Origin of the sequence: Tianweitania sediminis, from assembly GCF_017813335.1 — a bacterium.
GTDB classification, from domain to species: Bacteria; Pseudomonadota; Alphaproteobacteria; order Rhizobiales; family Rhizobiaceae; genus Tianweitania; species Tianweitania sediminis.
This window is the reverse complement of the sequence record NZ_JAGIYY010000006.1, coordinates 192,951-216,530: the sequence shown is the minus strand read 5'-3', so window position 1 is coordinate 216,530 and position 23,580 is coordinate 192,951. Positions and strand designations below refer to the sequence as shown.

23 protein-coding genes are annotated in these 23,580 nt (G+C 61.2%); 15 read left to right on the top strand and 8 right to left on the bottom strand.

Annotated features, from left to right (window positions below; all coding sequences use genetic code 11):
* Positions 1-197 precede the first annotated feature (197 nt).
* From J5Y06_RS16810 to J5Y06_RS16775, 8 genes are all read right to left on the bottom strand, one after another.
* Positions 198-1,628: an aldehyde dehydrogenase family protein gene (locus tag J5Y06_RS16810; RefSeq protein WP_209336328.1), complete on the bottom strand. Its 1,431-nt coding sequence runs from the start codon at positions 1,626-1,628 to the stop codon at positions 198-200.
* 48 nt (positions 1,629-1,676) lie between these two features.
* Positions 1,677-3,263, bottom strand: coding sequence for an acetolactate synthase large subunit (locus tag J5Y06_RS16805; RefSeq protein WP_209336327.1), 1,587 nt, complete (start codon positions 3,261-3,263; stop codon positions 1,677-1,679).
* Between the two features lie 105 nt (positions 3,264-3,368).
* Positions 3,369-4,031: a carbonic anhydrase gene (locus tag J5Y06_RS16800; RefSeq protein ID WP_209336326.1), complete on the bottom strand. Its 663-nt coding sequence runs from the start codon at positions 4,029-4,031 to the stop codon at positions 3,369-3,371.
* A gap of 108 nt (positions 4,032-4,139) precedes the next feature.
* Complete coding sequence (locus J5Y06_RS16795; RefSeq protein ID WP_209336325.1) at positions 4,140-4,919, bottom strand: ATP-binding cassette domain-containing protein; 780 nt, start codon at positions 4,917-4,919, stop codon at positions 4,140-4,142.
* Entirely contained in the window at positions 4,919-5,680 is a 762-nt protein-coding gene (locus J5Y06_RS16790) for an ATP-binding cassette domain-containing protein (RefSeq protein ID WP_209336324.1), read from the bottom strand. The genes J5Y06_RS16795 and J5Y06_RS16790 overlap by 1 nt, the downstream gene beginning before the upstream one ends.
* On the bottom strand, positions 5,677-6,504 hold the full coding sequence (locus J5Y06_RS16785; RefSeq protein WP_209336323.1) for an ABC transporter permease: 828 nt from the start codon (positions 6,502-6,504) through the stop codon (positions 5,677-5,679). The genes J5Y06_RS16790 and J5Y06_RS16785 overlap by 4 nt, the downstream gene beginning before the upstream one ends.
* Positions 6,501-7,493 (bottom strand): ABC transporter permease, encoded by a 993-nt coding sequence (locus J5Y06_RS16780; protein WP_209336322.1) that lies wholly within the window; start codon positions 7,491-7,493, stop codon positions 6,501-6,503. Before J5Y06_RS16780 ends, J5Y06_RS16785 begins: the two co-directional genes overlap by 4 nt.
* A gap of 40 nt (positions 7,494-7,533) precedes the next feature.
* On the bottom strand, positions 7,534-9,147 hold the full coding sequence (locus J5Y06_RS16775; protein ID WP_209336355.1) for an ABC transporter substrate-binding protein: 1,614 nt from the start codon (positions 9,145-9,147) through the stop codon (positions 7,534-7,536).
* A gap of 169 nt (positions 9,148-9,316) precedes the next feature.
* Here J5Y06_RS16775 and J5Y06_RS16770 point away from each other — a divergent pair, with 169 nt between their 5' ends.
* From J5Y06_RS16770 to J5Y06_RS16700, 15 genes are all read left to right on the top strand, one after another.
* Complete coding sequence (locus J5Y06_RS16770; RefSeq protein ID WP_209336321.1) at positions 9,317-9,727, top strand: hypothetical protein; 411 nt, start codon at positions 9,317-9,319, stop codon at positions 9,725-9,727.
* A gap of 185 nt (positions 9,728-9,912) precedes the next feature.
* Entirely contained in the window at positions 9,913-10,278 is a 366-nt protein-coding gene (locus J5Y06_RS16765; RefSeq protein WP_209336320.1) for an NADH-quinone oxidoreductase subunit A, read from the top strand.
* A complete protein-coding gene (locus tag J5Y06_RS16760) occupies positions 10,269-10,850 on the top strand; it encodes a NuoB/complex I 20 kDa subunit family protein (RefSeq protein ID WP_209336319.1) in 582 nt (193 codons plus the stop codon). The genes J5Y06_RS16765 and J5Y06_RS16760 overlap by 10 nt, the downstream gene beginning before the upstream one ends.
* Before the next feature lie 15 nt (positions 10,851-10,865).
* Complete coding sequence (locus J5Y06_RS16755) at positions 10,866-11,474, top strand: NADH-quinone oxidoreductase subunit C (protein ID WP_209336354.1); 609 nt, start codon at positions 10,866-10,868, stop codon at positions 11,472-11,474.
* Between the two features lie 10 nt (positions 11,475-11,484).
* Entirely contained in the window at positions 11,485-12,675 is a 1,191-nt protein-coding gene (locus tag J5Y06_RS16750) for an NADH-quinone oxidoreductase subunit D (protein WP_209336318.1), read from the top strand.
* A complete protein-coding gene (gene nuoE / locus J5Y06_RS16745) occupies positions 12,675-13,763 on the top strand; it encodes an NADH-quinone oxidoreductase subunit NuoE (RefSeq protein WP_209336317.1) in 1,089 nt (362 codons plus the stop codon). Before J5Y06_RS16750 ends, nuoE begins: the two co-directional genes overlap by 1 nt.
* The gene (gene nuoF, locus J5Y06_RS16740; RefSeq protein ID WP_209336316.1) at positions 13,763-15,067 is read left to right on the top strand and encodes an NADH-quinone oxidoreductase subunit NuoF; all 1,305 of its coding nucleotides are present in this window, start codon (positions 13,763-13,765) and stop codon (positions 15,065-15,067) included. The genes nuoE and nuoF overlap by 1 nt, the downstream gene beginning before the upstream one ends.
* A 67-nt stretch (positions 15,068-15,134) precedes the next feature.
* Positions 15,135-17,222, top strand: a complete 2,088-nt coding sequence (gene nuoG / locus J5Y06_RS16735; protein ID WP_209336315.1) for an NADH-quinone oxidoreductase subunit NuoG — start codon at positions 15,135-15,137, stop codon at positions 17,220-17,222.
* Positions 17,223-17,231: 9 nt separating this feature from the next.
* Positions 17,232-18,278 (top strand): NADH-quinone oxidoreductase subunit NuoH, encoded by a 1,047-nt coding sequence (gene nuoH / locus J5Y06_RS16730; protein ID WP_209336353.1) that lies wholly within the window; start codon positions 17,232-17,234, stop codon positions 18,276-18,278.
* Complete coding sequence (locus J5Y06_RS16725) at positions 18,278-18,469, top strand: hypothetical protein (RefSeq protein ID WP_209336314.1); 192 nt, start codon at positions 18,278-18,280, stop codon at positions 18,467-18,469. Before nuoH ends, J5Y06_RS16725 begins: the two co-directional genes overlap by 1 nt.
* A 2-nt stretch (positions 18,470-18,471) precedes the next feature.
* Positions 18,472-18,963, top strand: coding sequence for an NADH-quinone oxidoreductase subunit NuoI (gene nuoI / locus J5Y06_RS16720; protein ID WP_209336313.1), 492 nt, complete (start codon positions 18,472-18,474; stop codon positions 18,961-18,963).
* Positions 18,964-19,121: 158 nt separating this feature from the next.
* Complete coding sequence (locus J5Y06_RS16715) at positions 19,122-19,742, top strand: NADH-quinone oxidoreductase subunit J (RefSeq protein WP_209336312.1); 621 nt, start codon at positions 19,122-19,124, stop codon at positions 19,740-19,742.
* 2 nt (positions 19,743-19,744) lie between these two features.
* Positions 19,745-20,053, top strand: coding sequence for an NADH-quinone oxidoreductase subunit NuoK (gene nuoK / locus J5Y06_RS16710; protein WP_209336311.1), 309 nt, complete (start codon positions 19,745-19,747; stop codon positions 20,051-20,053).
* Positions 20,054-20,062: 9 nt separating this feature from the next.
* Positions 20,063-22,063, top strand: a complete 2,001-nt coding sequence (gene nuoL / locus J5Y06_RS16705) for an NADH-quinone oxidoreductase subunit L (protein WP_209336310.1) — start codon at positions 20,063-20,065, stop codon at positions 22,061-22,063.
* On the top strand, positions 22,063-23,571 hold the full coding sequence (locus J5Y06_RS16700) for an NADH-quinone oxidoreductase subunit M (protein WP_209336309.1): 1,509 nt from the start codon (positions 22,063-22,065) through the stop codon (positions 23,569-23,571). The genes nuoL and J5Y06_RS16700 overlap by 1 nt, the downstream gene beginning before the upstream one ends.
* Positions 23,572-23,580 lie beyond the last annotated feature (9 nt).

The following is a 23,580-nucleotide window of genomic DNA, read 5'->3' as shown; positions in this document are numbered from 1 at the left end:
GACACTGGAGCGGCTGACAAGCGCTGTCGCAGCAGAGGGGCTGGCTTAATCTGCGAAAGTTGCCGAGCCCGCTTCAAATGGGCTCGGCTGCGCGTCACTTTGTGAGGCTGAACGGGAGGAAGAAGCCGCAGCGGCCTTCCTCCCGTTATGTACTGCCTTTCAGGCGGTGGTTCAGCTGAGCGCCGGGAAACGACGGCTCAGTTCCAGCCCGAAATGGCCTTGGCTTCGAGGAACTCCTCGATGCCCCACACGCCGCCTTCGCGAGCGCGTCCGGACGCCTTGACGCCGCCGAATGGCGCTCCGGCTGCCCGCGCCTTGCCGTTCATCTCGACCATGCCTGCCTTGAGCTGCAGTGCGAGGCGGTGACGCCGCTCCTGGTTGCCGCTCTGGACATAGTTGGTGAGGCCGTAGGGCGTGTCGTTCGCGACCTTCACGGCTTCTTCTTCCGTGTCGAATGGCATCATCGCCAGAACAGGGCCGAAGATTTCTTCGCGTTCAATGGTCATGCCCGGCTTCACGTCGGCGAAAACCGTTGGGCGTACGTAATAGCCGCGGTTCATGCCCTCAGGGAGACCCAGGCCACCCGCGACCAGACGCGCACCTTCTTCGATCCCCTTCTGGATGTAGTTCTGGATCTGGTCCCATTGGCGCTTGTTGACGACAGGCCCGATGTGATCGCCCTTCTGATCCGCAGGGGCGACCTTGATGGTGTTTGCCACGGACGTGGCGATTTCCACCGCGCGATCATAGTAAGGGCGCTCAACGAGCATCCGCGAAGGGGCGTTACAGGACTGTCCCGAATTCTGCATCATGTGGCGAACGCCGCGCTCAACCGCACCATCATCCGCATCCGCGAAAACGAGGTTAGCGCCCTTGCCACCGAGTTCGAGCGTAACGCGCTTCAGCGTTTCGGCCGCGGTTCTTGAAATCGCACGGCCGGCGCGGGTCGATCCGGTGAAGGAGATCATCTCCACATCGGGATGCCCGGAAAGACGTGTTCCCACGCCCGCGCCGTCGCCGTTCACCAGGTTGAACACGCCAGCCGGAACGCCGGCATCGTGCACAAACTCCGCAAACAGCATGGAAGACAGTGGCGCTTCCTCCGAAGGCTTCAGCACGCAGGTGCAACCGGCGAGCATGGCCGGTACCACCTTCAAGGTGACCTGGTTCATCGGCCAGTTCCAAGGCGTGATCAAGCCGACAACGCCGATCGGTTCCTGCGCGATCATGGTGTCGCCCTTGCTGCCCATTGGCTTCAACCACTGGATCTCGTCGATGGCCACGAGGAAGTTTCGCAGGTGCCATTCAAGCGATCCGGCCTGAGAGCCGAAGGCGAGTTCGATCGGCGCGCCCATTTCGAGCGAGATTGCCTTCGCCATCTCGTCGCGACGCTTCTCAAACTGCTTCAGAATGCCTTCCACGTAGCTTTTGCGCTCGGCCACGGATGTTGCAGCCCAAGCGGGAAAAGCGGCCTTTGCAGCGGCAACCGCCGCGTCCGTATCGGCATCCGATCCCAGGCTGATGGTCGCGCAGGGTTCCTCGTTCGACGGGTTGATCACCGGATGGTCATGAGCAACCTTGGGATCCACCCAGCTTCCGTTGATGTAGAACTGGCGCTTTTCAATCATCTCAAACTTTCCTCATGCTCTGCCGCAAACAACCACCTCCAGCTCCAATCAGGAAAACTGGACATCGATCAGCATGGGCCCATTCAAGGCGAGCGCGCGTTGTAAAGCAAGATCGAGCGCGTCCAATGTGGTGACTGTTTCACTGGAAAGGCCAAACCCTTCAGCAATCGTCGCCCAGGCAATTGCCGGTCGATCCAGGCTCATCATGTCCTTCGCGGTCTGTCCCGGCCGTGCCCCGACCTTGGCGTATTCCCCCATGAGAATCGCGTAGGAGCGATTGTTGAGGAGGAGCGTGGTGATGGGCAGGTTTTCGCGCGCCTGTGTCCAGAGCCCCTGCACGGTGTAAGCCGCGGATCCATCGGCCTGGAGAGCGATGATCCGGCGATCCGGGCGCCCCATCGCCTGCGCACCAACGGCTGCGCCCGTTGCCAAGGGAATGCCGCCGCCGATTGCGCCGCCGGTCACGGTGAGCCAGTCGCAGGGCGCTGCATTGGGCATCACGGCCGGAAAACCACCGCCAAGGGTCAGAGCCTCGTCGATCACGATCGCATCTTCGGGCAAGTGCCTCGCAACAACCGCTGCAAAACCGTCCGGCGTGATCGGGCCGACGGGCAGAGGAATGCCGGACCCGCTCGGCCCCGGCACGGGCACAGGTCCGACACCCAGTTCCGCCGCAAGCGCTTGCAACGCGGCAGCCGCGTCCTGATCCTCTCGCGCCAGCGTCAGAACATCGGCGTCCGACCGGTGCATCAGGCTCGGGCGGCCGGGATAAAGGAAGAAGCCGGTTGGCGGCGGTGCATTCACGAGCACCACCACATCGAAGGGCGCAAGTGCCTTGATAGCCTGATCCACGGGGTAGGGGACCTCAGGAAAGACCATGCGCCCTTTGCCGCTCGGCAGTCTCGCGATCATCGGGCTACCCATCAGAACCGCGCCTGTTTCGGCAGCGAGACCTCCCAGGAGCGGATGCAATTCCGGAACAACCGCTGGCGTGCCGAGGATCATCACGGCCTTGCCCCCGGATCGCAGCGCCCGGGCAACCTTCTTGATGGCGACGGGATCGGGTGCCATGGGACCGCGCGGGGCAGCGGGCTTGGCATCGATGCCACCCTCGCTCCAGGAAACATCGGCCGGAAGCACCAGCGATGCGACCTGTCCGTAAGCCGATCCCGCCGCCTCAAGACCGCGTGCTGCATCCTCGCCGATCCGCGCCGGATCCGTTCCGAAGGCGTGCCATTCGGATGTTGCGCCAACCAGCGCGTCCACATCGGCCGTGAGAGGGCTGTCATGGATGACATGGGGAATGGCATGGTCGCCGACGATGTTGAGCATGCCGCTGCCGGCACGCCGGGCGTTATGGATGTTGGCGATGCCGTTGGCGTAACCGGGACCGCAATGAAGCAGGGTTGCCGCAGGCTGGCGCGTGACCCTGAAATAGCCGTCGGCCATTCCCGTTACGATGTTTTCCTGAAGACCCAGCACGCAGCGGATGCCAGGGATGCGGTCGAGCGCGGCCACGAAATGCATCTCGCTTGTGCCAGGATTAGCGAAGCATGTCTCCACCCCACCTGCGATCAATGTGCGTACGAGCGCTTCCGCTCCGGTCTGTGGGCCGGCTTGTGGCTTTTCGGACATGATCTCCGTTCCTTCCGCATCACGGCGGCGTCTGTTGTGCTGCAGAGGTCGGCGGCTGGCTCACTACACTCCGCAGCCATCGTGCTGACACTCGCTTTCCGGCGATTACTCGGCTGCGGTTTCGTTGAAGGAGCTGCGTCCCGAGAAGGCTTCAAACGTGCCCGTATCCGGATTGCGCACCATCAGCCGTCCCGTGGCGACGGCGAAATAGGCGCCGTGCAACTGAAGTCTGCCGCGCTCAACCAGGATGCGCACGCAGGGAAAGGTCATCAGGTTTCGGAGGCTGAGTTCGACGGTCGCGAACTCGAGTCGTTGCAGGTAATCCGCATCACTCAAGCTGCGCGGCCCAAGGCTTTGCGCGGCAGGCGCGATCTGCGCCATCCAGCGGCCGATAAAGTCGCCGGGCGACAGGGGCTCGATCTCGTCTGCAAAGGCACGGATGCCGCCACAGCTGGCGTGCCCCAGAACAACGATATGCTTCACCTTCAGCGCCTGAACGCCGAACTCTAGCGCCGCGCTGGTTCCGTGCTGGAACTCACGATCCGGTTCATAGGGAGGGACGATGTTCGCCACGTTGCGGACCACCAGCATTTCACCCGGCGCTGCATCAAAGATGACCTCCGGGGACACCCTCGAGTCGATGCAGCCGAAAACGAGGATTTCCGGCTTCTGTCCCGCTTCGGCCAGGCTCTGATATCTGGATCGTTCGCCGATGAAGCGACCATCGAGGAACGCCTGATAACCATCGCGAAGTCTGTCCGGGAACATCCGCCTTGCCTCCATTGGGGAACTGGAAATCAGGATCTAGCAGCTTTCTCCGGCACAGCAAGCCGGAGGAGGGGTCATCTCCCGAAGCAGGCTTTTGCACGCTGTCGGCTACTGCGCCTGGAGCCTGAGCCGCGGCACAGCGGCCACCAGCGCCTGCGCCGTCGGCGATTGCGGCGTGGCGATGATCTCTTGCGCTGACCCGTGCTCCACGATGCGGCCATCATCCAGAACGGCGACGCGATCAGCGATCGCCCGAACCACGCCGAGATCATGCGTGATGAACAGGTAAGCAACGCGTGTTTCGCGCTGCAGCCGCTTGAGAAGATGTAGGATCTCGGCGCGAACGGACACGTCCAAGGCAGAAACCGCTTCGTCCAGAACGATCAAAGTCGGCGAACTGGCCATCGCCCGCGCAATCGCCACCCTTTGGCGCTGTCCGCCCGACAGGTCGTGAATGGATCTCTCCGCAAGATCGGGGTTGAGCCGGACGCGTTCCAACAGATCGCGGACTCGCGTCCGTCGCTCGCCTTGGCTGAAGCCGGTGTGGATCTTCAGCGAATCGGCAATCGCGCGCGAAACCGTTGCCCGCGGGTTGAAGGCGGACCCCGGGTCCTGGAAGACGATCTGAAGCCTTGCCCGCATGGCGCGCATGGCCTTTGGCTTCAGCCGCAAGATGTCCTCGCCTTCAAAGAGGATCGACCCGCCATCGGGTTCGATCAACCGGGTCACAAGGCGCGCGAGCGTCGACTTCCCGCTTCCCGAGGGGCCCACCAGCGCGAGCGTTTCGGCAGGCCCGATGTCAAAGGATACATCCTGCACCGCCGGAACGCCTCTTCCGCCCCGTTTGAAGGCTTTGGTGAGCCCGGAAACCTGCAGCAACGGGCGCATCAGAAGCCTACCGCCCGATGGGCTTCGATGAGGTGGCGGGTGTAAGCCTGCCCGGGGGCAAAAATGATTTCGTCGGGTGTTCCAACCTCAACCAACCGGCCTGACCGGAACACCGCGATCCGATCGGCGAACTCGGAAACCAGAGCGATGTCGTGGCTGATGAAGATCAGGGTCATGCCCGCTGTCGTTGTCAGCGACTGGATGAGCTCAATCACCGCCGCCTGAACAACGGTATCGAGTGCACTTGTGGGCTCATCGGCAACAAGGATCTTCGGGTCACCCGCTAGGGCTGCCGCCAAGGCAACGCGTTGGCGCTGTCCGCCCGACAACTGGTGGGGATAGGCGCGGGCAATGCGTTCTGGATCGGGGAGGCGGACTTGATCCAGGAGCGTCAAGGTCATGCGCATCGCAGTGCGGCGGTCCTGGTGGCGATGGATCCGCACGACCTCCGCAATCGTGTCGCCCACCGGACGCACCGGGTTCAGGCTGCCGCCAGGATCCTGAAAAACAAAGCCTATATCCCCTCCCGGCCTGGGCTCGCTCGCCTCCCATGCCATTGTTCCAAAGCGCCGCGCATGCGATGGCAACAAGGATGCAAGCGCCAGGGCAAGCGTGGTTTTTCCCGATCCACTTTCCCCGACAAGCGCAAGTTTCTCGCCGGCGCGGATCTCCAGATCAACGGCTTCGAGAGCGAGGGCGCTGTTGTCGCCCCCTCCCTCATAGGCGACGCCGAACTCCTTCAACTGAAGCAGCCGTCTCATGCCCGGCTCCTGCGGCTCGTCGCTTCAACCAGCCCTTCACCTGCGAGATAGACGCCTAGAACGGTCAGCACGAGCGCAACGCCCGGAATGATGGAAAGAAAGGGAGCGGATCGAAGCACAGCGCGGCCTTCAGCGATCATGCCGCCCCAGGTGACGCGGTTGGGATCGCCGAGGCCAAGGAAGGAAAGCGCCGCTTCCGTCAAGATCGCGCCGGCGACGATGATCGCGGACAGCCCTAGAACTGGCGGCAGCGCGTTTGGCAGAATTTCGCGAAACGCGATCTTCAAGGGGTGCATGCCGATCGCACGCGCGCTGGCGACATAGTCCCGCTCCCGGATGGACAGGACTTCCGCACGCACCAGGCGAGCTGGCGCGGTCCAGCTTGCAAGGGCAATTGCCGTCACCACCACCATCAGCGAGGGCCCGATCGTGCTGACAAAGGCCAGCGCCATCAGAAAGCCCGGGACGGTCTGGAAGGCATCCGTTACCCGCATCAGGAGTTCGTCCAGCAAGCCGCCCGCAAAGCCCGCCAAGGTGCCGACCACAGAGCCCAGGACGATTGCAGCTGCCGCAGAAACCAGCCCCACTAGCAGCGATGTTCGAGCACCATGTACGACGCCGGCGAGCACGTCGCGCCCGAGTCGGTCCGTTCCCAGCCAGTGGGTTGCGTCCACAAACGGGCGCAGCAACGGCGTGCCCGAGATCGCCAGGGGATCTCCCGGGAAAAGCAGGGGCGCTGAAAGGGCAACCAGCATCAAGCAAATCAGGATCGTGATGCCGGCGATGGCTTCAGGAGCGCGGGAAATCCGCTGTGCAAGGCTCACGCGACACCTGTCGTGTTGGCGCCGACGCGCGGGTCGAGCCAGGCATAAAGCAGGTCGACCGCGAGATTGATCGCAATCACGAGGACCGCGCTGACAAGGATGATGCCCATCAGCAGTGACGTGTCTCTGCCGGCGACGGCTTCATAAGCGAGGCGACCCAATCCGGGAATGGCAAACACGCTTTCGATGACGATGCTGCCCCCCAACATGGCCGCCGACTGGAGGCCCAACATCGTCACGAGGGGCATCATGGCGTTGCGTGCCACATGGCCAAGCACGATACGACGGCGCGGAATGCCCCTTGCCTTGGCAGCAAGCACGAAGTCCTGGCGCCAGGCTTCGGCCATGGCCGCGCGCATCACGCGAAGATATAGTGCAAGGTAGATCAAGCTCAGCGCACCTACCGGCAAAACTAGGTGGCGCGCAATATCTGCGCCGCGCGCAAACCCCTGTTTGCCGGATGCAATGGTTTCGATGCCGCTCAGCGGCAACCAGCGGAGTTCAATGGCGAACACCACAAGAAGCACGAGCCCCAGCCAGAAACCGGGAATGGCGTAAAGCGCAAGCGAGCCGATCGACAGCAGCCGATCGCGAAAACTCCCCGGCCTTGCCCCTGCCCAGATCCCCAGAAGGGAACCGAGGCCAAAGGACAGCGCGGTCGCGGTCCCCATCAGCAGAAGCGTGTTGGGGAGGCGTTCCCTAATGATCTCGAGGTTGGGGCGCGAGAAGATCAGGGATCGGCCAAGGTCGAGATGTGCCAGGGCGTAGCCGTAGGCGAGCAAGCGCGCCCATGGCGACTGATCAAGACCCCATTGGGCCCGCAACTCAGCCGTCAGTCCTGCATCGCCTGCGCCAAGAGCGGCAGCATAGGCATCAACAGCATCGCCGGGTGCCGCTTCAAGCAGGAAGAAGGTGCCGACCACCACAAGCCCTAGCACGAACATGCTTGCAAGCAAGCGCCGCCCGATCAAGCCGAGCACGCGGTTCATGGTGCACGATCGCCTTGCAACAGGCTTTTGTGCCTTGGGCTCAGGTGTTGATCCACGTGTCGGCCCAGTTCGAAACCGCCCAGCGCGGAGTGTTGCCTATGTTCTGGACGCTTGAGCGGGCAACCGTGATGAAGCCCCATTCCGCGACGTTGATCAAAGGAAGATCCGCCTTCACCATAGCCTGGAACTGCTTGTAAAGCGCGACACGCTCACCTGGGTCGAGCGTGGTTGCAGCTTTTGCAATCAGCGCGTCCATCTCCGGGTTGCTGTAGCCACCCTGATTAGAGAAAGGCACGCCTGCGGGCAGATCGCTTTGCACGAGGATCGTTGTCGAAATCGCGGGATCGCCGCGGTAAACAGGGGGCGCGACCGCCAGATCAAAGGCATGGTCGGTATAAACGGCCTTTTGGTGGGCAGCCGCGTCGTTGTTGACAATCTCGGCATCGATTCCGACCGAAGCCAGCGCCTGGCGAAGATAAGCCCCGAACTGTCGCGTTTCGTTGAAGTACGGTGCCGGGAGGAGCTTCAGTGAAAAGCGCGTGCCGTTTGCATCCCGCTTATAGCCGGCTTCGTCGAGGAGCGTGTTCGCCCGCGCCACGTCGAACGGGTAGGTCGGGACATCTGGCGTGTAGAACTGCGGGTCGTTTGAGGGCACCGGACCGGTTGCGGGTGACGCGTAGCCGAGGAAGATGGTTTTGACGACAAAGTCCGTATCGATCGCATGGGCAATCGCCTGCCGCACCCGAAGATCGGCCAGTTCCCTGCGGCGGTGGTTGATTTCAACGACCAGCTGGTAGGTGAGGGCCTCGTACCCCTCTGGCTTGATCTCGATGTCGTCGACCTGATCGATCCTGGCCAGATCAGCCAGCGGAACCATAGAGAAGGCGGCCAGCTGGATTTCCTCGGCTTCCAGCGCGCCGGCGGCGGCAGCTCGATCCGCCAGAACGCGGTAGATGATCTCGTCCAGCTGCGGCAGGTCGTCTGCCCAATAAGCATCGTTGCGGACAAGCCGGTAGTATTCACCTGGTCTATGTTCGGCAAACTTGAACGGCCCGGTACCCACGGGCTGGAGGTTGGCCGGGTTGGAAGCGATATCGCCTTCTTCGTAGATATGCTTCGGCACCACGCTTGTGACCGCCGGCAGCGCATTTCGAATCAACTGGAAGGGGGTCGGTTGAGAAAAGCGGAAGACGGCGGTGAGGTCATCAGGGGTATCTACCGCTTCGAGATCCTTGAAGATCGTGCGGCCGAGGTTTTGAAGCGGCTTCCATAGGTTCATTGCCGAAAAAGCGACGTCCTGCGACGTAAAGGGTGCTCCGTCGTGCCAGGTTACGCCCTCCCGCAATTTGAAGGTTGCGCTCAGCCCGTCGTCTGCTCCGCTCCAAGACACGGCGAGGCGCGGCGCCAAACCATCCGGGCCTTCGAAGGAAGCTTCTGCGAGCGGTTCCACCACCTTGGAGGCAATAAAGAAGACGCCATTGGACGCAACGATCGCCGGATTGAGGTTGCGCGGTTCCGAATCGGCGGCAACGATCAGTTGACCTCCGCGCTGGGGCGCGCTTTGCGCGAACCCGAATTTCAACATTGCGCCGGACGCCAGGAGAAGCGAGGAGCCTGCGAGGAAGCGGCGGCGAGACACGGCATGGATCATCATCATCGCGAACTCTCTCCCTGTTCAATCAACGGGTCAGGTTGGCAGCGATATTGCGGCTGCCGCTGAGCGACCCTAGATGCAGGATCGCGGGAAGAAAACGGTGTTGTTGGTGGAAGATCAATATGCCTCAGCCTCGCTGCTTCCGCGTCGGCCCGGGACGAACCACCAAGTGTCGGATGATCTGAAAAGCACAGGCTCTGACTCGTCCGGCAACGGCGTGGTGGACGCGATTCCTTCCGTGGCCTCTCGGAGCCATGTCGGTGGGCGATCTCCTTGGGCCAGGCCGGGTGACTACGCCCTCAGCCGCTGGCGCGGGCAGGTGGGGCTTGGACGGCTGGTGATCCGTGACACGCTGGTGATCGGCAGTTCGGTCAACCTGCTCACCACCATCGCTTCGCTCGTTGCCTTCAGCCTGGACGCGAAAGATTGGGCGGCGATGCTGATCTTCCTGTCGCCTGTTCCGTACAACGTCTTCCTTTTCGCCTGCATCTGGCGCTTGAGCGGCCGCGTCGGCGGTTGGAAGGGCACCCTTGCCGCCGCCACGGGAGCAATCTGGGTGATCGCCGCCACGCTCTTGTGACACCTGCTTTTTCCCGCGAAAGCTGACGCGACGTCGTGCTCTATTGGCTTGCAACCGGGCTTCTGAAGGGATAGTCACCCCCGCAATGCAGCAATGTCGCACCAGCGCTGTTTGATCACGGCTGCCCTATCAATCGGGCTCCTCGCGACCTAAATATCGGTGGATTGGCTAGCCAAGGTTCCTGGATGGACGCGCTTCTTCTTTCTTACCTGCCCGTTGTGATCTTTCTCGGCGTGGCGCTTCTGGTTGGCGTGGCTCTTACTGTTGCCCCCTTCCTTGTCGCCTACCGCAACCCCGACCCCGAGAAACTTTCTGCTTATGAATGCGGCTTCAATGCGTTCGACGACGCGCGCATGAAGTTCGACGTGCGATTCTATCTCGTTGCCATCCTTTTCATCATCTTCGATCTCGAGGTCGCTTTTCTTTTTCCATGGGCGGTGTCCTTTGGGGACATCGGCATGTTTGGGTTCTGGTCGATGATGGTTTTCCTGGGCGTGCTGACGATTGGCTTCATCTATGAATGGAAGAAGGGAGCGCTCGAATGGGATTGAGCCCTACCTCCGGAACCCTGGTTGCGCCGCGTCCGCGCGGCATTCTGGATCCATCAACGGGCGAGCCCGTTGGCTCGCGTGATCCGTTTTTCAACGACATCAATTCGGAACTGTCGGACAAGGGTTTCCTTGTCACCTCGTCCGAAGCGCTGATCACCTGGGCCCGGTCTGGATCGCTGATGTTCATGACGTTCGGCCTGGCATGCTGCGCGGTGGAGATGATCCACACCTCCATGCCGCGCTACGACTCGGAGCGCTTCGGCATCGCGCCGCGTGCGTCACCGCGCCAATCGGACATCATGATCGTTGCCGGGACGCTCACCAACAAGATGGCGCCGGCGCTACGCAAGGTCTACGACCAGATGCCGGAGCCCCGCTACGTGATCTCCATGGGATCGTGCGCGAACGGCGGCGGCTACTACCACTACTCTTATTCAGTTGTGCGCGGATGCGACCGCATCGTGCCGGTCGATATCTACGTTCCCGGCTGCCCGCCCACCGCCGAAGCGCTGCTTTACGGCATTCTCATGCTGCAAAAGAAGATTCGCCGGACCGGCACGATCGAGCGCTAAGTGGAAGGCAGTTTTATCATGAGCGAAGCTCTCCACGATCTTGCGGGCTATCTCAAGGACAAGCTGGGCGGCGCGGTTGAAACGGCGGACGTTCGCTTCGGCGAACTGACGATCACGGTTCCCGCTTCGGAGATCGTTGACGTGATCGCGTTCCTGAAGCGCGACTCGCAGTGCCAGTTCTACTCGTTTCTCGACATTTCCGGCGTGGACTACCCGGCACGGCCGCTGCGCTTCGACGTGGTGTATCACCTCCTGTCGCCACGCCAGAATCAGCGGATCCGCGTCAAGGTGCAGGCCGACGAGGACATGCTCGTCCCATCCATCTGGGAGGTCTTTCCGGCGGCGATCTGGTATGAACGGGAAGCGTACGACCTGTTCGGCATCCTGTTTTCCGGCAACCCGGATCTGCGTCGTATTCTTACCGACTATGGCTTCGAAGGCCATCCACTGCGCAAAGACTTCCCCGTAACGGGCTTCGTTGAAGTTCGCTACGACGATGCCATGAAGCGGGTGATCTACGAGCCGGTGGAACTGAAGCAGGAATTTCGCAACTTCGACTTCCTGTCGCCCTGGGAAGGCACGGATTACGTGCTGCCCGGCGACGAAAAGGCGAAGGTGAACTAAGGCATACGACATGGCTGAAACCGCCGTTCGCAACTTCAACATCAATTTCGGACCGCAGCACCCGGCTGCGCACGGCGTTCTGCGCCTTGTGCTGGAGCTCGACGGCGAGGTGGTGGATCGCGTCGACCCGCATATCGGCTTGCTGCATCGCGGCACCGAGAAGCTGATCGAGACGAAGACCTATCTGCAGGGGCTTCCCTACCTTGATCGGCTCGATTATTGCGCGCCGATGAGCCAGGAGCATGCCTATTGCCTGGCCGTGGAGCGCCTGCTGGGCGTCGAGGTGCCGCGTCGTGGACAGTTGATCCGTGTTCTGTGCGCGGAACTGTCACGCATCATGTCGCATCTCCTGAACGTCACGACCCAGGCCATGGACGTGGGCGCATTGACGCCGCCGCTTTGGGGCTTCGTCGAGCGCGAAAAGACTATGGTGTTCTACGAGCGGATTTCCGGCTCGCGCATGCATGCGGCCTATTTCCGCCCGGGCGGCGTGCACCAGGACATCCCGGACCAGGTCATCGAAGACATCGGCAACTGGATCGACGGCTTCCTTAAGACCGTTCAGGATCTTGACGATCTTCTGACGGAAAACCGCATCTTCAAGCAGCGCAACGTCGATATCGGCGTCATCTCCCTGGAAGATGCATGGAACATGGGCTTTTCGGGTGTCATGATCCGCGGCTCGGGCGCTCCCTGGGATCTCCGCAAGTCTCAACCCTACGAGTGCTATGCCGAAATGGATTTCGACATTCCGATCGGCAAGAATGGCGACTGCTACGACCGCTACGTGCTGCGCATGGAGGAAATGCGCCAGTCGGCAAAGATCATGCGCCAGTGCGTCGACAAGCTGCTCGGACCTGATCGCATCGGACCGGTATCGAACACCGATGGTAAGGTCGTGCCGCCGAAGCGTGCGGCTATGAAACGCTCGATGGAAGCGCTGATCCACCACTTCAAGCTTTACACCGAAGGATACAAGGTGCCGGCAGGCGAGGTGTATGCGGCAGTGGAAGCGCCCAAGGGTGAGTTCGGCGTCTATATCGTGTCCGATGGCACGAACAAGCCGTACCGCTGCAAGTTCCGCTCTCCTGGTTTTGCACACTTGCAGGCGATGGACTTCATGTGCCGCGGGCATCTTCTGGCTGACGTCAGCGCCGTTTTGGGATCCCTCGACATCGTGTTTGGTGAGGTCGACCGCTGATGTCCGTTCGTCGTCTCGCAGAAGCCACTGTTCAGCCTGCAAGCTTCGCGTTCAGTGCCGAGAATGCAGCCTGGGCGGATCTCACGATCGCCAAATACCCGGAAGGTCGTCAGCAGTCGGCGGTGATCCCGCTGCTGATGCGCGCGCAGGAACAGGAAGGCTGGGTATCGAAGGCTGCGATCGAAACGGTCGCCGACATGCTGTCCATGCCGTATATCCGCGTGCTGGAAGTTGCGACCTTCTATACGCAGTACCAGCTCAAGCCAATGGGAACCAAGGCGCACATCCAGGTGTGCGGCACGACGCCCTGCATGATCCGCGGCGCGGAAGAGCTGATGAACGTTTGCCGTTCCAGGATCCATCACGAGCAGTTCCACACCAACGAAAGCGGTACTTTGTCGTGGGAAGAGGTGGAATGCCTCGGCGCTTGCGTGAACGCTCCGATGGTGATGGTTTTCAAGGACACTTATGAAGACCTGACGCCCGAGCGGCTGGAAGAAATCATCGACGCCTTTGAAGCCGGTCGTTCAGTTGAACCCGGTCCACAGGTGGATCGCTATTATTCGGCACCGGCAACCGGCTTCACGTCCTTGCTGGACGAGGACGCGATCAAGCGGAATGCAAGGGCTTGGCGCGACCGTCCGGCGGAGCCTGCGGCTGCCGCAGCAGTGGCCAGCCCAGCGGCACCACCGAGTGAGGCCGCTCGACCAAAAACGTCGGCCGAGGAAACCAACCCGGCGATCAAATCGCCTTCACCGGTCAAGACCGACCCCGCCGTTGAGCGCGCTGAAAGCGTTAAGGCACCGGCGGTCAACGAGGCGCAAGCTAACAAAGCCGAGCCGAGTGTTGAAGGCGACAGCGATCAACGCAAGAGCGGACCGAAGTCACCTGAGGGATCGGCTGACATGAAGGCACCCGAACTGATGAAGGGTGAGCCCGTGGGTGCGGATGGAAAAGGGCCGGCAACCGGTGCCGGTGAACCCGGCATCCAGAGCGCGGGCAAGGATACCGCGGGCCGAACTGCCGACGGATCGGATGAAACGGCACGCGGAACGAACACCGGCACGCAAGGTGGTGAGGCGAACTGATGCTTCAGGACAAGGATCGCATCTTCACGAACATCTACGGCCGCTTCGACCGCTCCCTTCGAGGCGCTATGGATCGTGGCCTGTGGGATGGCACGGACGAGATCATCGCCAAGGGCCGGGACTGGATCATCAACGAGATGAAGGCCTCGGGCCTGCGCGGCCGCGGTGGCGCTGGCTTCCCAACCGGCCTGAAATGGTCCTTCATGCCGAAGGACACCAAGGGCATGCCGGCCTATCTCGTGGTGAACGCCGATGAGTCGGAGCCGGGGACCTGCAAGGATCGCGAGATCCTGCGCCATGATCCGCACACTCTGGTTGAAGGCTGCCTGATTGCCGGTTTCGCCATGGGAGCGACCGCGGCTTACATCTACGTCCGGGGTGAGTTCATCCGCGAGCGCGAAGCGCTGCAGCGGGCGATCGACGAGGCCTATGCTGCGAACCTGATCGGCCGCGGCAACAAGAACGGCTACGACTTCGAGATCTACGTCCACCACGGCGCGGGCGCTTATATCTGCGGCGAGGAAACCGCACTGCTCGAGAGCCTTGAGGGCAAGAAGGGCCAGCCACGCCTGAAGCCGCCGTTCCCAGCCAATATGGGCCTTTACGGGGCGCCCACTACGGTCAACAACGTGGAATCAATCGCCGTTGCGCCGACGATCCTGCGTCGCGGCGCAGGCTGGTTCTCGTCCATCGGGCGCCCGAACAATGTCGGCACGAAGCTGTTCATGCTGGTTGGGCACGTCAACACGCCCTGCACCGTTGAAGAAGCGATGGGCATCACGTTCCGTGAGTTGGTGGAAAAGCATGGCGGCGGCGTACGCGGCGGCTGGGACAACCTGCTTGCCGTGATTCCCGGCGGCGCATCCTGCCCGGTCGTCAAGGCCGAGGACATCATCGACTGCCCAATGGACTTCGATGGCCTGCGCGAACGCAAGTCTTCGTTCGGAACGGCGGCCGTGATTGTCATGGACAAGTCGACCGACATCGTGAAGGCAATTGCGCGCCTGTCCTACTTCTTCAAGCATGAAAGCTGCGGCCAGTGCACGCCCTGCCGCGAAGGCACCGGCTGGATGTGGCGCGTGATGGAGCGTCTTGTGCGCGGCGAAGCGCAGAAGCGGGAAATCGACATGCTGCTGGATGTTACGAAGCAGGTGGAAGGTCATACGATCTGCGCGCTGGGTGACGCCGCTGCATGGCCGATCCAAGGCCTGATCCGGAATTTCCGGCCTGAGATCGAGCGCCGCATCGACGAGTTCTCCTATAACGCGCATCGGGTCGAGCCGGTGCTGGTTGCCGCGGAGTAGCTTGCGAAAGCAGGCGATGGATGAGTTGAGCAGCTCCGACGGAGCGGCTGCAAGGAACTGGTAGAACATGGCGAAGCTGAAGGTCGACGGGAAAGAGATCGAGGTACCCGACCACTACACGCTGCTGCAGGCGGCGGAGGAGGCCGGGGCCGAAGTGCCGCGCTTTTGTTTCCACGAGCGGCTGTCGATCGCCGGCAACTGCCGGATGTGCCTGGTTGAAGTGAAGGGTGGACCGCCGAAGCCGCAGGCGTCCTGCGCCATGGGCGTGCGCGATCTGCGTCCCGGCCCGAATGGTGAGCTGCCGGAGATGTTCACCAACACGCCGATGGTCAAGAAGGCCCGCGAAGGCGTGATGGAGTTCCTGCTGATCAACCATCCGCTGGATTGCCCGATCTGCGACCAAGGCGGCGAATGCGACCTGCAGGACCAGGCGATGGCGTTCGGCATGGACGCTTCCCGCTACAGCGAAAACAAGCGCGCCGTTGAAGACAAGTATATCGGCCCGCTCGTGAAGACGATCATGACGCGCTGCATTCATTGCACGCGCTGCGTTCGCTTCACGACGGAGGTCGCAGGCATCTCCGAACTCGGCCTGATCGGCCGCGGCGAAGACGCCGAGATTACCACCTATCTCGAGCAGGCGATGACATCGGAGCTCCAGGGCAATGTGATCGATTTGTGCCCTGTCGGCGCGCTGACGTCGCGGCCCTATGCGTTCCAGGCGCGGCCTTGGGAGCTTTCGAAGACGGAATCGATCGATGTGATGGATGCCGTGGGTTCGGCAATCCGGATCGACACCCGCGGTCGCGAAGTGATGCGGATCATGCCGCGGGTCAACGACTACGTGAACGAGGAGTGGATCTCCGACAAGACGCGCTTCGTTTGGGATGGCCTGCGCACGCAGCGCCTCGATCGGCCCTATATCCGGCGCAACGGTCGACTTCAGCCGGCGAGCTGGGGTGACGCGTTCAGCGCAATCAAGGCAGCGGTGAGTGGCAAGACGGGCGACCGGATCGGCGCAATCGCAGGCGATCTTGCGACCGTCGAGGAAATGTATGCGCTGAAGGGGCTAATGGCATCGCTTGGCTCGGCAAACATCGATTGCCGCCAGGATGGCGCTGCGCTGGATCCTTCCTTCGGTCGCAGCAGCTATATCTTCAATCCCAGCATCTTTGGCATCGAACAAGCGGACGCGGTGCTGATCATCGGCGCCAACCCACGTTGGGAGGCCTCGGTGCTGAATGCCCGCATTCGCAAGCGCTGGCGCCTCACCGACATGCCGATCGGCGTCATCGGAGATGCAGGCGACCTCCGCTACGATTATTCGGCACTCGGTGCTGGAGCGGACACGCTAACGCAACTTTCCGAAGGCAAGCTCGACTTCCTTGATACCCTGAAGAAGGCGGAACGGCCGCTGATCATCGTCGGACAGGGCGCGCTTTCGCGCGGCGATGGTGCCGCAGTTCTTTCCGCCGCGGCAAAGCTTGCACAGAGTGTTGGCGCAGTGGGTGAGGGGTGGAACGGCTTTGCCGTGCTTCACACGGCTGCCTCGCGCGTCGGCGGTCTCGACGTCGGCTTCGTGCCAGGCGAGGGCGGCAAGCCGGTTGCCGGCATGATGGGCGGTGCGCTCGACGTGTTGTTCCTCCTTGGCGCCGACGAACTGGACATGAGCCAGATCGGTCCCAGCACCTTCACCGTTTACATCGGGAGCCATGGCGACGCCGGTGCGCATCGCGCTGACGTCATCTTGCCCGGTGCGACCTATGCGGAGAAGTCGGGCCTCTTCGTGAACACGGAAGGACGCGTGCAGCTTGCGAACCGCGCCGGTTTCGCACCGGGTGAAGCACGCGAAGACTGGGCGATCCTGCGCGCGTTGTCGGAAGTCTTGGGCAAGCGCCTGCCGTTCGACTCGCTCCAGCAACTGCGCGGCAAACTGTTTGCCGAGTTCCCCCATTTGGCCGAGATCGACGAAATCGCTGTTGGCGATTTTTCCGGATTGGCGCGGCTTGCGGATGTTGCCGGCACGATGGAGCGAGGCACTTTCGTTTCTCCGATCAAGGACTTCTACCTGACAAACCCGATCGCCCGTGCATCCGCGGTGATGGCCGAGTGTTCCTCGCTCGCCCAAAGCGGCTTCAAGCAGGCGGCGGAATAAGAGATGGCGATGGAAACCTCGTTCTTCTGGCTTTACGTTTGGCCGCCGCTCGTCATCCTGTTTCAATCCGTGGTGCTGATTGTCATTTTGCTGGTGGGCGTGGCCTACCTGCTCTACGCCGACCGCAAGATCTGGGCTGCCGTGCAGCTGCGGCGTGGGCCGAACGTGGTCGGCCCATGGGGCACGCTGCAAGCCTTTGCCGACCTTCTGAAATTCGTTTTCAAGGAGCCGGTCATTCCGTCCGGCGCCAACAAGGCGGTGTTTCTTTTGGCACCTCTTGTGTCGGCGGTGCTTGCAATCGCAGCCTGGGCGGTGATTCCGGTGAGCGAAGGCTGGGCAATCGCCTCCATCAATGTGGGCGTCCTTTACATCTTCGCCATCACCTCGCTCGAAGTGTATGGCGTGATCATGGGCGGCTGGGCTTCGAATTCGAAGTACCCCTTCCTTGGCGCGCTGCGCTCCGCGGCGCAGATGGTGTCCTATGAAGTCTCCATCGGCTTCGTGATCGTCACCGTCCTGCTGACCGTTGGATCGCTCAATCTGACGGACATCGTTCTTTCGCAATACACCGGTCTCGGCACACTGCTCGGGCTGCCAAACACGTTCCTCGACTGGAACTGGTTGGCCTTGTTCCCCATGTTCGTCATCTTCTTCATTTCCGCCCTGGCAGAAACGAACCGGCCGCCCTTCGACCTCGTGGAAGCCGAGTCGGAACTCGTTGCCGGTCACATGATCGAGTACTCGTCGACGCCGTTCCTTCTTTTCTTCCTCGGAGAGTATGTGGCGATCGTGCTGATGTGCGCGCTCACCACCATCCTCTTCCTGGGCGGGTGGCTGCCGCCGTTCAACTTCGTTCCCTTCACCTGGGTTCCGGGCGTCATCTGGTTCGTGCTGAAGCTTTGCCTCGTGTTCTTCATGTTCGCCATGGTGAAGGCTTTCGTGCCGCGCTACCGCTACGACCAGTTGATGCGCCTCGGCTGGAAGGTGTTTCTGCCGATTTCGCTGGCCATGGTCGTGATCACCGCCGCCTTCCTCAAGATCACGGGGTTCGCGTGATGTCGGTGGCGGCGATCGGTGCCATCGTCGGACTGCTTATCGCGCTCGGCTTTGCCACCTTCAGCGTGGCGCTCGGCCGCCGTGTGGAATTTGACGACACCCGGAGAGCGCTGCGCGTCAGTGCGCTGGTGCAGTTGATTGTTCTTCCTGTCGCGGGCTGGTTCATCGCGCCCGCCATCTTCGGAGATTGAAGATGTCTTCCTTTGCTCAAGCGGCCAAATCGCTGCTGCTGATCGAGTTCGCCAAGGCGTTTGCGCTGTCCATGCGGCAGTTCTTTGCGCCAAAGGAAACCGTCAACTACCCACACGAGAAGGGGCCGCAGAGCCCTCGCTTCCGTGGCGAACATGCCTTGCGTCGTTACCCCAATGGTGAAGAACGCTGCATTGCCTGCAAGCTGTGCGAGGCCGTGTGTCCGGCTCAGGCGATCACGATCGAGGCCGGACCGCGCCGCAACGACGGAACGCGCCGGACCGTGCGTTATGACATCGACATGGTGAAGTGCATCTACTGCGGCTTTTGTCAGGAAGCCTGTCCGGTGGATGCGATCGTGGAAGGTCCCAACTTCGAGTTCTCCACCGAAACGCGCGAAGAACTCTATTACGACAAGGAAAAACTGCTGGCGAATGGCGACCGCTGGGAGCGTGAAATCGCCCGCAACATCGCGCTGGACGCCGCTTATCGCTGATCACAGATGCCGGCGCTCGCGCCGGATCGCACAACCTTCCGCAATTGCATCTTTCGCTTTCGCGGTCTGCCAATTAAGAGAGCCGGCATCTGCCTGAAGAGGCAGAAGGCTGGCTTGCCGCGATTTGACTGTCGCGGACCCGAGAACCGAGGACACCCATGCTGACCGGTATTGAGGCGGCTTTCTTTTATCTCTTCGCCTTTGTCGCTGTTGCGGCCGCCTTCATGGTGATCGCGGCGAGGAACCCCGTGCATTCGGTGTTGTACCTCATCCTCACCTTCTTCAACGCGGCCGGCTTGTTCCTCCTATCCGGGGCCGAGTTTCTGGCGATGATCCTGCTGGTGGTTTATGTCGGCGCCGTGGCGGTCTTGTTCCTGTTCGTGGTGATGATGCTCGACGTCGACTTCGCGGCGCTGAAAACCGGCGCCCTGCAATATGCGCCGATTGGCGCGCTGGTGGGCATCATCCTGGCAGCCGAGCTCGTGATCGTGGCTGGTGGCTATGTGTTCTCGCCGGAACTCGCTCAAACGGTGCCTATGCCAACGCCTGACATGGCGGTGCGATCCAACACGGCTGCCTTGGGCGATATCTTGTACACCAACTACGTGCACTTTTTCCAGATTTCCGGGCTGATTCTGCTGGTGGCCATGATCGGCGCCATCGTGCTGACGCTCCGCCACAAGCCGAATGTGCGCCGTCAGTCGATCTCCGCGCAGGTTGCTCGGACGCCGGCAACCGCGATGGAAATCAAGAAGGTCAAGACGGGCGAGGGGATCTGATCATGGAAGTCGGCATCTCCCATTTCCTCACCGTTTCTGCCGTTCTCTTCACGCTTGGCGTTTTTGGCATCTTCCTCAACCGGAAGAACATCATCGTCATCCTGATGTCGGTTGAACTGATCCTGCTTGCCGTGAACATCAACTTCGTGGCGTTTTCGAGCGTCCTTGGCGATCTCGTGGGCCAGGTGTTCGCGCTGTTCGTGTTGACCGTGGCCGCTGCAGAAGCAGCGATTGGACTGGCAATCCTGGTGGTCTTCTACCGCAACCGCGGGTCTATCGCGGTTGAAGACGTGAATTCGATGAGGGGCTGAGGCGGCGCCATGTATCAGGCCATTGTTTTTCTTCCCCTCATCGGCTTCCTGGTCGCCGGCCTGTTTGGCCGCTCCATTGGTGCGAAAGCTTCGGAATATGTTACCACCGGGCTGCTGATCGTTTCAGCTGTTCTGTCGTGGATTGCATTCTTCTCCGTTGCGCTCGGTCACGGCGAGCCATTCACCGTACCCATTCTCCGTTGGATCCAGGTTGGTGGTGTCGACGTGGCGTGGTCGCTTCGCATCGACACTCTCACGGCCGTGATGCTGATCGTGGTGAACACCGTGTCGGCGCTCGTGCATGTGTATTCCATCGGCTATATGCATCACGATCCGCACCGGCCGCGCTTCTTCGCCTACCTCTCGCTTTTCACCTTCGCCATGCTGATGCTGGTGACCTCCGACAACCTGATCCAGATGTTCTTCGGTTGGGAAGGTGTGGGTCTCGCCTCCTATCTTCTGATCGGTTTCTGGTACAAGAAGCCGTCAGCCAGCGCGGCGGCCATGAAAGCCTTCATCGTCAACCGCGTTGGCGACTTCGGCTTTGCGCTCGGCATCTTCGGCGTGTTCGTGCTGTTCGGCTCGGTCAACTTCGACACGATCTTCGCCAATGCCGCGACCTTCATTCCGGCGGAAGGCGCAGAGGCCGCAGTTGGCAGTGTGGTGGCGCTCAACTTCCTCGGCTATGCCTTGTCGAACCAGGCCGCGCTTACCGTGGTCTGCCTGCTGCTCTTCATGGGCGCCATGGGCAAGTCGGCCCAGGTGCCGCTCCACACCTGGCTTCCGGACGCCATGGAAGGTCCGACACCTGTTTCCGCGCTGATCCATGCCGCCACCATGGTGACGGCCGGCGTGTTCATGCTGGCTCGCTTGTCGCCCATTTTTGAGCACAGCCATACCGCTCTGACCTTCGTCACCTTTATCGGTGCGACCACCGCGATCTTTGCGGCCACGGTTGGGCTCGTCCAGAACGACATCAAGCGCGTGATTGCGTATTCGACCTGCTCGCAGCTTGGCTACATGTTCGTGGCGCTCGGCACGGGCTTCTACAGCGCTGCCATCTTCCACCTGTTCACGCATGCTTTCTTCAAGGCGCTGCTCTTCCTCGGCTCCGGTTCGGTGATCCACGCCGTTTCGGACGAGCAGGACATGCGAAAGATGGGCGGTCTCAGGAAGCTGATACCGACCACCTACTGGATGATGGTGATCGGGACGATTGCGCTCACCGGTGTCGGCATTCCCACAACAATTCTCGGCACCGCCGGCTTCTTCTCCAAGGATGCCATCATCGAAGGTGCGTTTGCCGCACATAACCCGATGGCGGGCTACGCCTTTGTCCTCCTGGTTTTGGCTGCAGTGTTCACCAGCTTCTACTCGTGGCGCCTCATTTTCATGACTTTCCACGGGACGCCGCGGGCATCGGCCGATGTCATGCATCATGTGCATGAGTCTCCGCCTGTGATGCTTGTGCCACTCTACATCCTGGCCGCCGGTGCCCTGTTTGCCGGCGTCATCTTCCACGACTTCTTCATCGGCCACATCGAGGAATACAACGAGTTCTGGAAGGGTGCGTTGTTCACGCTGCCCGAAAACGAGATCCTCGATCATTTCCACCATGTGCCGCTGTGGGTGAAGCTTTCCCCGCTTGTTGCGATGGTCATCGGCTTTGCGCTCGCCTACCAGTTCTATATCCGGTCGCCGGAAACGCCGCAGCGGCTCGCCGCACAGCATCAGGGCTTGTACAAGTTCCTGCTCAATAAGTGGTATTTTGACGAACTCTACGACTTTCTGTTCGTGCGCCCCGCAATGCGCCTTGGCCACTTCCTGTGGAAACAAGGCGACGGTCGCGTGATCGACGGGCTCGGACCTGACGGAATCGCCGCACGCGTCGCTGACGTGACGCGTGGGGTCGTGCGGCTGCAGACCGGCTACCTCTACCACTATGCCTTCGTCATGCTGATCGGCGTTGCCGCGCTGGTCACCTGGATGATGCTCGGGAACACCTTCTGATGACTGACTGGCCAATTCTTTCCACGGTCACGTTCCTGCCGCTGGTCGGTGCGCTGTTGATCTTCCTGATCCGGGAAGATGGTCCTGCGGCGCGGCGCAACATTCGCAACGTCGCGTTGCTGACGACGGTCTTCACGTTCGTCCTGTCGCTTCTGATCTGGGTGGCCTTCGACAACCGGCAGGCCGGCTTCCAGATGATCGAGAAGACGCCGTGGCTGGACTCCGGCATCTCGTATCACATGGGCGTGGACGGCATTTCGATGCTGTTCGTGATCCTAACAACTTTCCTGATGCCGCTCTGCATCCTGGCTTCCTGGGTGTCGGTGGAAAAGCGCGTCAAGGAATACATGATCGCGTTTCTGATCCTGGAAACGCTGATGATCGGCGTGTTTTGCGCCCTCGATATCGTCTTGTTCTACACCTTCTTTGAAGCGAGCCTGATCCCGATGTTCATCATCATCGGCGTGTGGGGCGGCAAGCGTCGTGTCTACGCGAGCTTCAAGTTCTTCCTTTACACCTTGCTCGGCTCTGTTCTGATGCTGCTCGCGATGATGGCGATGTTCTGGCAGGCCGGAACAACCGATATTCCGACGCTGATGGAGTACGACTTCCCCGGCAACATGCAGGTCTGGTTGTGGCTCGCCTTCTTTGCCTCGTTCGCCGTGAAGATGCCGATGTGGCCGGTGCACACCTGGCTCCCGGATGCACACGTGGAAGCGCCGACTGCGGGTTCGGTAATCCTGGCTGGCATTCTCCTTAAGATGGGCGGCTACGGCTTCCTGCGCTTCTCCTTGCCGATGTTTCCGGAGGCGTCCGAGATGTTTGCGCCGCTCGTGTTCACGCTGTCCGTGGTGGCCATCATCTACACCTCGCTGGTGGCGCTGATGCAGGAGGACATGAAGAAGCTGATCGCCTATTCTTCCGTTGCCCACATGGGCTTCGTGACCATGGGCATCTTTGCCATGAACGCCGAGGGCGTGCAGGGCGCGATCTTCCAGATGCTGTCGCATGGCCTGATCTCAGGCGCGCTCTTCCTGTGCGTCGGCGTCGTCTACGACCGGCTGCATACGCGTGAGATCGCAGCCTACGGTGGCCTGGTCCACAACATGCCGCGCTATGCCGTGGTGTTTCTGATCTTCACCATGGGCAATGTCGGCCTGCCAGGCACCAGCGGATTCGTTGGCGAGTTCCTGACCATGATGGGTGCATTCCGCGCCAACACCTGGGTTGCCTTCTTTGCGGCAACGGGCGTGATCCTGTCAGCCGCTTATGCACTTTGGCTGTATCGCCGGATCATCTTCGGGGCGTTGACCAAGGAAAGCCTTAAGTCGATGCTCGACCTTTCGACGCGTGAGAAGGTGGTGATCTACCCGCTGGTGGTGCTGACGATCTTCTTCGGCGTGTATCCGGCCCCCGTTTTCGACGCGACAACGGCATCGGTGGATGCCCTGATCGCGCATGTTTCACAGGCGACCGGCGCGGCTGATACCGCGGCGCTCGCCAAGTAAGGACGGCTG